A 12,955-nucleotide genomic window follows, 5' to 3' on the forward strand; every position below is an offset into this window, starting at 1 on the left:
AAACATGCAACGCTATTTTTTAGAATCCGATTATCAAAGCAATCAATCCTTAGTAATCACTGGTGAGGATTATCACCATATCGTAAACGTGATGCGGATGCCAGTAGGTGAGGTCGTCTACCTTTCTTTTCATCAGCAAGTGACAGTGACGGCTGAAATTATCGACATTACATCTTCGGAAGTCTTCTTAAAAGAACAAAAAAAAGAAGAACAATTAAAAGAATTACCACATCAAGTTGCGATTGCTTGTGGGTATCCTAAGGGAGATAAGTTAGAGTTGGTGGCTCAAAAAGGAACGGAATTAGGGATGCATCATTTATTCGCTTTCCCTAGTCAAACGTCAGTTGTTAAATGGGACGAAAAGAAACGATTGAAAAAAGAGGCAAGGCTGTTAAAAATTTGTAAAGAAGCCGCCGAGCAATCACACCGTCAACAACTACCATCTGTTAGTTTATTTCCGAGTTTTGAGACTTTCTTAAAAACCACTTCGAAGTACGATGTCGTGCTCGTTGCTTATGAGGAATCTGCTAAAGAAGGAGAGCAAGCTACGTTTGCTCAAATGATTCGTTCGCTTCCTAAAGAGAGTCGAGTGTTGGTTATTTTTGGCCCAGAAGGTGGGATTAGTCCCAAAGAGATCGAACAGTTTGAACAGATTGGTGCTAAAAAATGTGGTTTAGGCCCTAGGATTTTACGTGCAGAGACAGCACCGTTGTACTGTTTAGCGGCAATGAGTTATCAATGGGAGCTTCTTGGTTAAAAAAGTCAATAACTATCATTGAAAAGCAATTTTAAAGTGAGTATAATGAATACAATATTAAAATAAGTTAAAAAAGTACTAATTTAGTACTTTTTTTTATAAGGAGGATTTAGCATGCCTAAGGAAAAAGTGTTGACCGATCAAGATGTAATGGAAATGGTTTCTGAATATATGAGCCCTGAGCATGTGGCGTTTGTCAAAAAGGCATGTGAATATGCGACGGAGGCTCACAAGGAACAATTTAGAAAATCAGGAGAACCCTATATTATTCACCCGATTCAAGTGGCAGGAATCTTAGCTGAATTACGGATGGACCCTCATACTGTAGCGACTGGCTTTTTACACGATGTGGTAGAAGATACTGAGTTTACTTTAGTTGACTTGAAGGAAGAATTTGGAGAAGATGTCGCCATGTTAGTTGATGGTGTCACGAAGTTAGGTAAAATTAAATATAAATCACATGAAGAACAACTCGCAGAGAATCACCGCAAAATGCTTCTCGCAATGGCTCAAGACTTACGAGTGATTATGGTTAAGCTAGCCGACCGTGTTCATAATATGCGAACATTAAAACACCTACGTGATGATAAACAACGTCGTATTGCGAAAGAAACTTTAGAAATTTATGCACCGTTAGCTCATCGTTTAGGGATTAGTTTAATTAAGTGGGAACTAGAAGACCGTTCATTGCGTTATTTAAATCCACGTCAATATTATCGAATTGTTAATTTAATGAAATCAAAACGAGTAGAGCGTGAAGCTTATATTGTTGAAGCGGTTGATGAAATTGAAAATGCGACAGAAGAGCTAGGGATTAAAGCTGATATTTACGGGCGGCCGAAACATATTTATTCGATTTATCGTAAAATGAAAGACCAGAAAAAAGATTTTGAAGAAATCTATGATTTATTAGCGATTCGTGTCATTGTTGATACGATTAAGGATTGTTACGGAGTGTTAGGAGCCATTCATGCGAAGTGGAAACCATTACCTGGTCGCTTTAAAGACTATATTGCGGTGCCTAAAACAAACATGTATCAATCGTTACATACAACGGTGATTGGCCCCATGGGAAACCCGGTTGAGATTCAAATCAGAACACATGAGATGCACCAGATTGCTGAATTTGGGGTAGCGGCTCATTGGGCTTATAAAGAAGGAAAAGTTGAAAAGCAAGACGATAAAAATGCCAATGAAATTAGTTTGTTACGTGAAATTATCGAGCTACAAGATGAAAGTAATGATGCTGCTGACTTTATGGAAAGTGTTAAAGGCGATATTTTTAGTGATAAAGTCTATGTTTTTACGCCCAAGGGCGATGTGACAGAATTACCTAAAGGCGGAGGTCCGCTTGATTTTGCTTATAATATTCATACCGAAGTTGGAAATAAAACAACGGGTGCTAAAGTGAATGGTAAGATGGTTCCTTTGGATTATAAATTAAAAAATGGCGATATTATTGAAGTTTTGACCTCTTCGAATTCATTTGGACCAAGTCGTGATTGGGTAAATATCGTAGCAACGAGTAAAGCACGTAATAAGATTAAACGCTTTTTCAAAGTGAAAGATCGTGAAGAAAATATAGAAAAAGGCAAGAATTCTCTTGAAAAGCACTTATCAGAGAATGATTTTGTCCCTAAAGAATTTTTAACAAAAGATAAATTAGCGGATGCACTAGAACGCTTTAATTTTCAAACAGCTGATGATTTATATGCAGGTCTTGGTTTTGGTGAAGTGACGGTTCAAAGTGTTTACAATCGAATTACTGAAAAAGAACGTAAAGAACGTGATTTGAAGAAGCAATTAGAAGAAGTCGATGATTTATTACGTCAACCGCAACAAATCAAAGAGACGAATAAAATGTCGATTCGCCATGAAGGTGGCGTTGTTATTCAGGGAGCCGATAATTTACTGATTCGTTTGAGTCGTTGTTGTAACCCAGTTCCGGGAGATAAAATTGTCGGTTATATTACTAAAGGTCGTGGAGTTTCTATTCACCGTGCAGATTGTCCGAATATGTTACACTCTCCAGAAATTCAGGAACGGTTAATCGAAGTTGACTGGGAAGATTCAGCAGTGAAAGGGCAGCAAGAATTTAACGCAAACCTAGAAATCTATGGCTACAATCGCTCCGGTTTATTAAATGATGTTTTACTGGTTGTAAATGCTTATTCTAAAAAATTATTAGGTGTTGAAGCCCGTCCCGCAAAAGATAAAATGGCGGTGATTCATTTAACTGTCGCGACTCATAATTTAACACATCTCGAAAAAATAGTAGAAAAAATACGTTCGATACCAGAAGTTTATAGTGTCAAACGGACAAATAGTTAACGGAGGCTGAAAATAAAGTGAAAGTTGTTTTACAAAAAGTATCAAAAGGAAAAGTTACAATTGATGGGATAAAAAAAGCTGAAATTAAGCAAGGATATGTTTTGTTGGTCGGTGTAAAAACAGGTGATGAACCAGCCGATGCTGACTATTTAGCTAAAAAAATAAGTCGTTTGCGTATTTTTGAAGATGCAGATGACAAGATGAATCTCGACATTCATGAAGTGGGAGGCTCGATATTATCGATTTCTCAATTTACATTATTAGCAAATACTAAAAAAGGTAAACGTCCGAGTTTTTCAAAATCAGCGGCACCAGATGTGGCTTTATCTTTGTATCAGTATTTTAATGAGCAATTACGTCAAGAAAATTTAACCGTTTTGGAAGGTGAATTTGGCGAACATATGGAAGTTAGTCTTGTTAATGACGGTCCTGTGACGATTATTTTTGATACTGAAAACAAATAAAAATACTAAAGAACCAACGACTATTAATCCTCTCTTTTTGGGTTTAACAGTTGTTGGTTTTTGTTATTAAATAACAATTACGTCTTTTTGTTAGTGGAAGAACTGGCATAAGTAGTTAGTTAAATCCTTGTTTTTAAATGTGAATAAGATAGCTTTTAATAAGTAGGGGAAACGACTTAAAACATTGATTTAAAGCTATTTGAAAGCGCTTGACAATCGTTTGGTTTTAGATTAAACTTTGTTCTTAATGAACCTATAAAATTGAAAAAGAGGAATAAAAATATGACTATCGATAACGTAGTATTAGCACGGGATACAGAAAATGCACCAAAAAATTCATTACACTCACAAACGGTAGCCTTTTCTCATTACAACAATCTATCAGCACAATTACCGATTGATCCAACAACAGGTAAATTAGTGGTGGGTGGAATGAAAGAACAGGCTGAGCAATGTTTTAAAAATATTAAAGCAATTGTAAACAGCATTGATCACACAATGAATGATATTATTAGAATTACTGTATTTGTTAAAGATATCCAAGAGGTTGAAAGTGTGGATGAGGTTTATCAAACTTATTTTTCAACTTACTTACCAGCACGAACGACAGTCGCTGTTGCTGATTTACCAATGGATGCTTTAGTTCAAGTTGAAGCTTTAGTTTCTAATGGTGTTGGGACGATTCCTAATGCTCCTCAAACAGGTGATTTAATCAAATTAACAAATAATACAATAGAAGCGCCTTCTAATGCTTTATCAACGCAAACAGTCGCTTTCTCACATTACAACAATATCACTGCACAATTACCGATTCATCCAACATATGGACGAATTGTCGCAGATGGTGTAAAAGAGCAGACCGTTCAATGTTTGAAAAATATTAAAGCCATTTTAACAAGTATTGATGTTCCATTAGACGATATTGTTAAAACGACTATTTTCTTAACAGACTTAGCTGATTTAGAAGTTGTCGATGAAGTGTATGCAGCATTCTTCCCAGATTCAGGAATTGCTCGTACAGTGGGCTACGTCCCAGCCCGTACGGTGGCAGTTGTCGAAGCTTTACCAATGAATGCTCGTATTCAAATTGAAGCAGTTGTCTCTCATGGTGATGGGACACCACCACAAGCGATTGAAGATCGTCATGGTTTAATTGTTGAAGCAAATAATACTGACAAAGCCCCTATCTGTCCATTAGCAACACAAACAGTCGCTTTTTCTCACTATAATAATATTTCAGCACAATTACCAGTTCATCCAGAAACGAAGGAATTAGTGTCAACAGATATTAAAGAGCAAACAGCACAGTGTTTGACTTATATTAAAGAGATTATTGAAAGTGTTGACCATGTGATGGAAGATGTTGTGAAAGTGAATCTTTATGTTAAAGACTTAGCTGATATGGCTGCTGTGGACGAAGTATACGCAAGCTTTTTCCCAACGGGGACACCAGCCCGTCGAGTAGTTGGCGTTTCAGTATTACCATTAGGAGCTTCAATTCAGATTGAAGCAATTGTAGGCAATGCAGAAGGAACACCACCAATCATTTAAGCACAAAATTGAATGAAAAAGTCCACCTCAAGGATAAAAATAGTAGAGGTGGACTTTTTTATTTAGACGGGCAGATATAATTTTTCTTTAATCCAATCAATGACTTGATTGGGCTGATTTGCTTTATTTAAAAGAGTGTAAAAATTTTGGTCACTTAAAAGTTTTACCAGCTCAGACATCGCGTGTAAATGACTATTCTGGTTGGTGACTGCTAAAGTGAAAATATATTTTACTGGGTTATTGCTATGGGTTCCAATAGTGATAGGGTCTGATAAAACGGTGATACTTAAACAATTTTGATTGACGCCATCTTTTGGACTTGCATGAGAGAGCGCGACATTTTTAGAGATTAACATGTAAGGTCCTTCATTTTTAACTGTTTGAATAATTTTTTCAATATAATTTCGGGTAATATATTTTTTTTCAAGTAATGGAAGTGAAGAAAGATAGAGTGCTTCTTCCCAACGATTGGCTTGGACTTGTAATTGAATCGAGTCATCATGGAGTAAATCAAATAATTTCAACTTCTTTGTTGCGAGTGTTATTTTTTTATGATCAGGAACAGTATATAAATAATCAGAAAGTTCATCTTTTAAAAACTGATGAAACAAAGTAAAACCATAAATGAGACCGTAATTTAGGTTTGTTTTTTTTAGTCATGTGTGAGGACCACCTTATAGCCTAGGCCTCTAATTGTAAGGATTTTAAAATCAGGATTATTTTTAAATTTTGTCCTAAGCCGTTTAATATGAACATCAATCGTTCTTTCTTCTGAATCAGAATCGGGCCCCCAAATAGCATTCATGAGTTGTTGCCGAGTAAAGATTTGATTTGAGGACATGATTAGCTTTTGTAGCAGTAAAAATTCTTTGTTGGGTAATTCAATTACGGCGCCCCTTTTTTTAGATACCGTAAGATTTTCTTGATGAAGGGTTGTTTCTCCAATGGTTAACTCGGTTTTTTTTAAAAGGTTAGCTCGTCGGAGTAAGGCTTCAACACGTAAAATCATCTCTTCATTATTAATGGGTTTAATCATATAATCATCAACCCCAACTTTAAAGCCTTTCTTTTTATCGAGAAAGGCTGTTTTTGCTGTAATCATTAAAATGGGGAGTTCGTTGTGTTGCTGGCGTAGATAGTGTGTAAACTCAAAGCCATCAAGTTCTGGCATCATGATATCTGTAATAATTAAATCAATGGTCTGTATTTCTAATATTTTTAAAGCATTCAAGCCATTTTCAGCGACAAAAACAGTGTAGTTTTCTTGTTGTAAAATGGATTGGTAGAGTTGTTGTAAGTTTAAATCATCTTCAACAATTAAAATTGTATTCATTGAAAAGCCCTCCCATTTTCTATGATTACAGCATAGCGTTTTCTGAAAAAAATAGCCAGTTCATATTGAGTTAATAAAAGGATGTTATGGTTTTAAAATAAGAGAAGCTAAGATTGGTTTAGAGGAGATGGATAGAAACAAATGTTAGAATTAAAAGAAATAAAAAAATATTATACGGTTGGAGAAACCACCACTAAAGCTTTAGATGGTGTTAATGTTATTTTTAGAAAGCAAGAATTTGTAGCAGTCCTTGGACCAAGTGGTTCTGGTAAGACGACAATGCTGAATGTCGTCGGTGGGTTAGATCATTATGATTCAGGAGATTTAATAATTAATGGTCGTTCCACCCAATCTTTTAAAGAAGCCGATTGGGATGCCTATCGTAATAATTCTGTGGGCTTCATCTTTCAAAGTTATAATTTAATCGGTCATCTTGGGATTATTGATAATGTTGAACTTGGGATGACATTGAGTGGTGTACCGAAAGAAGTCAAACACGAAAAAGCGCGTGAAGCACTTCGTCGTGTTGGGTTAGAAGAACATATGAATAAAAAGCCAAACCAATTGTCAGGTGGACAAATGCAACGAGTTGCAATTGCTCGAGCGTTAGCGAATGATCCTGAAATATTGTTATGTGATGAGCCAACAGGAGCTTTAGATTCGGAAACGAGTGTTCAAATTATGGAACTTATCCAAGAACTCTCGAAAGAAAAATTAGTTGTGATGGTCACACATAATCCAGAATTAGCCAATGAATATGCAGATCGTATTATTGAATTTTCAGATGGACGGATTCAAACGGATTCTAATCCATTTGAACACCATGCGAAGGACACTAATTTTGAATTAAAGCATACAAAAATGAAGTTTACGACAGCGTTACGTTTGTCGTTTAATAATATTCGAACTAAAAAAGGCCGAACTTTTTTAACAAGTTTTGCTTCAAGTATTGGGATTATTGGCATTGCAGTTGTTTTGTCATTATCTAATGGGTTTCAGAAACAAATTGATGACACACAAGCGGAAACTTTGGCTAAATTTCCAATTACAATCGCGAAGGTAACCTCTTCAGAACAAGCGGAAGATAGTTTAAAACCGAAAAAAGGAGACGCTAAATTTCCTAAGTCGAAGGAAGTCATTGTTCGTAAAAATGAATTTGACCAAACACAAAAAATTAATCCAATTAATCAAGGTTATGTGGACTATGTGAATGACATCAATCCTGATTTGAGTAATAATATTGGGTATACCCGAATGGTAAATATGAATTTATTTAGAAAAGTTGGGGATAAAGTTCAACCGGTTAAGTTTTCGATTCAGAGTGAAGATAACCAAGAAGCAGGCGCAATGATGCAAACGATGACGTCAATGACTGGCGTCGGGGTCTCTTCTTTTCCACGTGAATTGGTGAAAGGCAAAGGTAATTTTTTAAAAGATAACTACAAATTACTTGAAGGAACTTATCCAGAAAAAGAAACAGATATTGTTTTAATTATTGATGGTGATAATAATGCTAATTTAAATGCGTTGAAAAATTTAGGTTTTGATGTCGCTGATGGAGATAAGTTACCGTTTACGGATTTAGTAGGTACTACTATAAAGTTGGCTTATAATGATGCTGTTTATCAAAAGTTCCCCACTGGCAATTTCATACCCAATCAAAATTTAGATGCCATTTTTGAAAATAAAGCAAATGATGAGTTGACGATTAGTGGAATTTTACGTGTGAAGTCTTCCTCTAAAATGGATTTATTATCACCAGGGATTGCCTATAGTGATGCCTTAGCTCAAAGAGTGATTGCAAAAAATAAAGAATCGGAAATTATTAAAGCACAATTAATTGCCGACAAAAATGTGATCACAAATGAAGTGCTTGATGAGCAAACTAAAGCTAACGTAATTGATTATCTTGGAGGAAATGAATTACCTTTTAGTTTATTAATTTATCCTAATAACTTCAAAGATAAAGAAGCTGTTTTAACTTATCTTGATGATTATAATCAAGGGAAAAATAAGGAAGATAAAATTCTTTATTCAGACCTTGCAGGAACGATGACCGAATTGACGGGTGGATTAATGGATGCAATTACTTATGTTTTAATTGCGTTTGCTGCGATTTCATTAGTGATGAGTATGATTATGATTAGTATCATAACGTATACCTCTGTCATTGAAAGAACGAAAGAAATTGGTGTGTTAAAAGCTTTAGGAGCACGTAAAAAGGATATTACCCGTGTTTTCGATGCAGAAACAACAATTTTAGGCATAACCTCTGGTGTTTTAGGTGTATTGATTGCCTGGGTAGTGACATTTCCAATTAATCATGTCATCTACAATTTAACAGAATTAAAAAACGTAGCTGTTTTAAACCCAATCCATGCTTTAGTATTGGTAGGAGTAAGTACTGTTTTAACTGTTCTAGGTGGACATATTCCAGCAAGAATGGCCGCAAAAAAAGATGCTTCAACAGCATTACGTGCAGATTAAAAAATAGTGCGTTTTTTTGAATGGCCATTTGAAAGTTGTACTCGTTTAAGAAAGACTGTGGGGATTTAAAAACTCACAGTCTTTTTTTAATTTGTTGTTTTGTAGGTTTTTAAATAATTAAATTCGTGAAATTAATGAAAACTTAAGAAAGATTGGACTAGGTGAGTCTATTGTTATTTAAACCCAATTAGTCAAGAAATAAAAAGGCGTTGGTTAGTAAATAAACAAAATTGGTAGTGTTTTTTATTGATATACGGTATGATAATGATACAAAAAGAAAGCGCTTAACATTAGGAGGAAAGTTTATGACGAAAAATGAATTTATTTTAGCAATTGATCAAGGAACGACAAGCTCTCGGGCGATTATTTTTGACAAACGTGGTGAAAAGGTTGGCAGTTCGCAAAAAGAATTTACGCAATACTTTCCCGAATCAGGTTGGGTAGAACATGACGCAAATGAAATCTGGAACTCGGTGCAATCTGTTATAGCTGGCGCATTTATTGACTCAGGGATACGTCCAAATCAAATCAAAGGGATTGGGATTACGAACCAACGAGAAACAACTGTCATTTGGGATCGTGAAACAGGAAAACCAATCTACAATGCTATTGTTTGGCAGTCACGTCAATCTGCACCGATTGCAGATGGTCTAAAAGAAGCGGGTCACGCAGAAATGATTCACAAAAAAACGGGGTTAATTATTGATGCTTATTTTTCAGCAACAAAAGTTCGTTGGTTATTGGATCATGTCGAAGGGGCTCAAGAACGAGCTGAAAAAGGCGAATTGGCTTTTGGAACGATTGATACATGGATTTTATGGAAATTAACGAATGGTGATGTTCACGTTACGGATTATTCTAACGCTTCTCGAACAATGATGTATAACATTCATGAGCTGAAATGGGACCAAGATATTTTAACGTTACTCAATATTCCAGCGGCGCTTTTACCAGAAGTTAAAAGTAACTCTGAAATTTATGGCTACACACAAAGTTATCATTTTTATGGTGGTGAAGTCCCTATTTCAGGAATGGCAGGAGACCAGCAAGCTGCTTTATTTGGTCAGCTAGCCTTTGAGCCTGGAATGATAAAAAACACGTATGGTACAGGTGCTTTTATTGTGATGAATACTGGAGAAAAGCCTCAGTTATCAAAAAATAACTTATTAACAACGATTGGTTATGGAATTAACGGTAAAGTTTATTATGCTCTTGAAGGAAGTATTTTCGTAGCTGGTTCAGCGATTCAGTGGTTAAGAGACGGTTTAAGAATGATTGAAACTTCTCCAGAATCAGAAGCGTTAGCAAACGCATCGACAGGCGATGATAATGTCTATGTGGTACCAGCCTTTACTGGTCTGGGAGCTCCTTATTGGGATTCTGATGCGAGAGGAGCAGTCTTTGGATTGACACGGGCAACAAGCAAAGAGGACTTTGTTCGAGCAACCTTAGAATCTATCGCTTACCAGTCGAAAGCAGTTATTGATACGATGAGAAATGATGCGGGGATTGATATTCCTCTATTGAAAGTAGATGGAGGAGCAGCAAAAAATAATCGTTTGATGCAGTTCCAAGCGGATATCTTAGATATTGAGGTTGAACGAGCACCTAATTTAGAGACAACTGCTCTAGGAGCTGCTTACTTGGCCGGTTTAGCAGTTGGGTTCTGGAAAGATTTAGAAGAGTTACAACAGTTCCGTGAAGAAGGGGAAAGATTTAACCCTGAGATGTCTTCAGAAAAACGTAATTATTTATATGAAGGTTGGGAAGAAGCTGTGGCAGCGACTAAACAATTTAAACATATTGGTAAACGAATTTAATTAAAAGAGGAGACAAAATAATGGGAACAACAGGTGTGCAAATATTTAGTGAATTTTTAGGAACATTGATCCTGGTTCTATTGGGTGATGGAATTGTAGCTGGTGTCAGTTTAAATAAAAGTAAGGCAAAAGGTGCTGGCTGGGTTGCAATCACATTGGGCTGGGGATTAGCAGTGACCATTGCGGTCTATATGTCGAGTTTTATGGGACCTGCCCATTTAAATCCAGCCGTGAGTATTGGGATGGCAATCTCAGGTAATTTCGAGTGGTCTCTGGTTATTCCATTTATTATTGCTCAAACTTTAGGCGCAATTGTTGGAGCGATGATTGTTTGGATTGCTTACCAACCGCTTTGGCAAGAGACAAAAGACGAAGCCGTTATCTTAGGTGTCTTTGCGACTGCTCCAGCTGTTCGTAGCTATTTTTCAAATATGATTACTGAATTAATTGGGACTTTTGTTTTAGTATTTGGTTTACTTGCTTTTACTCAGACTGCTTTTGCAGATGGTGTAAATCCTATTATTGTTGGGTTATTGATTGTCTCGATTGGTCTTTCACTTGGAGGACCGACAGGTTATGCGATTAATCCAGCTCGGGATTTAGGGCCACGAATTGCACATCAGCTGTTACCAATTGCAAATAAAGGTCAATCAGACTGGGCTTACTCATGGGTACCAATCGTAGGGCCAATTTTAGGTGCGATTTTAGCTGCGGTTGTCTGGGGTTTCGTACCAATTTAATTTAAAAATTAGAATATAAAAAAAGTGGCTTGCAATCTGATTTCAACGACATCAGGTTGCAAGCCACTTATTTTCTAAGCGGGATTAATTTGAAAGTATTCAAGGAGTCCTTTGTAAACTGCTTCAGAAACATACTGATGATACTTTTCACTACGAGCATATTTAGCATCAAGGTCATTATTCATGTAGCCTAACTCAATCAAAATAGCAGGTTTGTTATTTTCACGTAAGACTTGATAATCTTGTTTGCCATAGCCTCGATTAGGTAATGGTAATATCCCCGCAATTTGATCATTGACTGCTTTGGCTAATGGTTTTCCATTATCATGACGATAATAGGTTGTTGTGCCTGACCCTTCGTTTGGATGGGCAGTCGAGTCATAATGTAGGCTGATAAAAGCATCAGCATGGCTCTCATTACTCGTGATGCCAATTCGATGAAGTGAAACAAATTCATCTTTATCTCGCGTCATTAAAACGCTAAGTCCGTGTTTTTCAAATTTTTGTTTCATGGCTAGACCCGTTGCTAAGGTCATGTCTTTTTCGTAATGTTTTCCATCATTGGACGAAGCTCCTGGATCATTGCCACCATGCCCTGGATCAATCATGACTACATATTCAGCTAGTGGGGTATCCGGTCGTTTTTCGTCTGGGTTTATTTTTTGTTCAGTCACATTCCAAAGTTGAAGGTAGCCGCCTTCACCGTCAGCTGTTTTAACTTTAATCCAGTCACTATTCTCTGCTTTTTTTTCGTAGGTCACTTTTTGACCATAAGCCAAGGGGGTTTGTCCTTCTTGCTCAGGTTTTGAAGTAAGCATTGTATTTTCAGTAGCGACAAAAAGGGTTTGTCCTTCTTTCCATTTTGGTAAACTACTCATTTTGACTTTTAAATCTTCGGAAGGAATCCAACCCACTTGGTTATCAACGAAAACGCGTGACCAACCATTTAATTCTAAGTTAACGGTAACGACACTTCGTTTATTTAAAGTGGCTAAGGATTTACTTTTACTAGTCGCTTTTTCTTTTAAATCCACTTTGCGTTGGATCACCGCAGGTAAACTCGTATAAGGCCCTGATTTTCCATCAAAAATGAGCCAGTCAGCTACCCAACCTGTCGTTTTGTCAGGAAGTTGAATTAAATACCAATTGTTTTTTCGGTCTTTAATTGTAACTCGGTCTTCTTGATGGACTTGGGAAACGATAGGTGAAGTAACGGAGGCTTCTTGGCGAACGTTTAAAGCCATTGTTTTCACCTGTACAATTTGGTCATTGCCTTTCATAAAATAAAAGCTCCCAAAAATCATAGCAAAGATTAATAAATTTAAAAAAAATAAAAAGGTTGTGTTTTTTTTATTTGTTGGGTTTCTCATAGACATTCCTCATTTGTGGTAATAAAGGTATTATAGCAAAAATTAAAAAATAAGAGTAGCCGTTTGAAAAAAAGATTGTCTCCGACTTGACTTTTAAGATAT

Annotated in this window: 10 protein-coding genes; 7 read left to right on the forward strand and 3 right to left on the reverse strand. The window is 36.3% G+C overall.

Features of this window, described 5'->3' with window-relative positions:
• Positions 1-4 precede the first annotated feature (4 nt).
• The 4 genes from ACTJFD_RS02495 (at position 5) to ACTJFD_RS02510 (ending at position 5,103) form a co-directional block, all read left to right on the forward strand.
• Positions 5-757: a 16S rRNA (uracil(1498)-N(3))-methyltransferase gene (locus ACTJFD_RS02495; RefSeq protein ID WP_442259474.1), complete on the forward strand. Its 753-nt coding sequence runs from the start codon at positions 5-7 to the stop codon at positions 755-757.
• A 114-nt stretch (positions 758-871) separates the two neighbouring features.
• The gene (locus ACTJFD_RS02500; protein WP_442259476.1) at positions 872-3,088 is read left to right on the forward strand and encodes a RelA/SpoT family protein; all 2,217 of its coding nucleotides are present in this window, start codon (positions 872-874) and stop codon (positions 3,086-3,088) included.
• Between the two features lie 17 nt (positions 3,089-3,105).
• On the forward strand, positions 3,106-3,552 hold the full coding sequence (dtd, locus tag ACTJFD_RS02505) for a D-aminoacyl-tRNA deacylase (RefSeq protein ID WP_442259478.1): 447 nt from the start codon (positions 3,106-3,108) through the stop codon (positions 3,550-3,552).
• Between the two features lie 282 nt (positions 3,553-3,834).
• Positions 3,835-5,103 (forward strand): Rid family hydrolase, encoded by a 1,269-nt coding sequence (locus ACTJFD_RS02510; protein ID WP_442259479.1) that lies wholly within the window; start codon positions 3,835-3,837, stop codon positions 5,101-5,103.
• Between the two features lie 62 nt (positions 5,104-5,165).
• On the opposite strand, the gene ACTJFD_RS02515 is transcribed toward ACTJFD_RS02510, so the two are convergent.
• A complete protein-coding gene (locus ACTJFD_RS02515; protein ID WP_442259480.1) occupies positions 5,166-5,714 on the reverse strand; it encodes a PTS sugar transporter subunit IIA in 549 nt (182 codons plus the stop codon).
• A 41-nt stretch (positions 5,715-5,755) separates the two neighbouring features.
• Positions 5,756-6,436 carry a response regulator transcription factor gene (locus ACTJFD_RS02520; protein WP_442259482.1) on the reverse strand — a complete coding sequence of 227 codons (681 nt, stop codon included), beginning with the start codon at positions 6,434-6,436 and terminating at the stop codon, positions 5,756-5,758.
• 141 nt (positions 6,437-6,577) lie between these two features.
• Here ACTJFD_RS02520 and ACTJFD_RS02525 point away from each other — a divergent pair, with 141 nt between their 5' ends.
• The 3 genes from ACTJFD_RS02525 to ACTJFD_RS02535 all read left to right on the forward strand — a co-directional run bounded on the left by ACTJFD_RS02525 (position 6,578) and on the right by ACTJFD_RS02535 (position 11,483).
• Positions 6,578-8,923, forward strand: a complete 2,346-nt coding sequence (locus ACTJFD_RS02525; protein WP_442259484.1) for an ABC transporter ATP-binding protein/permease — start codon at positions 6,578-6,580, stop codon at positions 8,921-8,923.
• 305 nt (positions 8,924-9,228) lie between these two features.
• The gene (gene glpK / locus ACTJFD_RS02530) at positions 9,229-10,743 is read left to right on the forward strand and encodes a glycerol kinase GlpK (RefSeq protein ID WP_442259486.1); all 1,515 of its coding nucleotides are present in this window, start codon (positions 9,229-9,231) and stop codon (positions 10,741-10,743) included.
• Positions 10,744-10,763: 20 nt separating this feature from the next.
• Entirely contained in the window at positions 10,764-11,483 is a 720-nt protein-coding gene (locus tag ACTJFD_RS02535; RefSeq protein ID WP_442259487.1) for an MIP/aquaporin family protein, read from the forward strand.
• Between the two features lie 74 nt (positions 11,484-11,557).
• Here the strand turns inward: ACTJFD_RS02535 and ACTJFD_RS02540 are convergent, their stop codons facing one another.
• Positions 11,558-12,763, reverse strand: coding sequence for an N-acetylmuramoyl-L-alanine amidase (locus ACTJFD_RS02540; RefSeq protein ID WP_442259488.1), 1,206 nt, complete (start codon positions 12,761-12,763; stop codon positions 11,558-11,560).
• Between the last annotated feature and the right edge of the window lie 192 nt (positions 12,764-12,955).

Source organism: Vagococcus sp., from assembly GCF_052102835.1.
Classification (GTDB): Bacteria; Bacillota; Bacilli; order Lactobacillales; family Vagococcaceae; genus Vagococcus.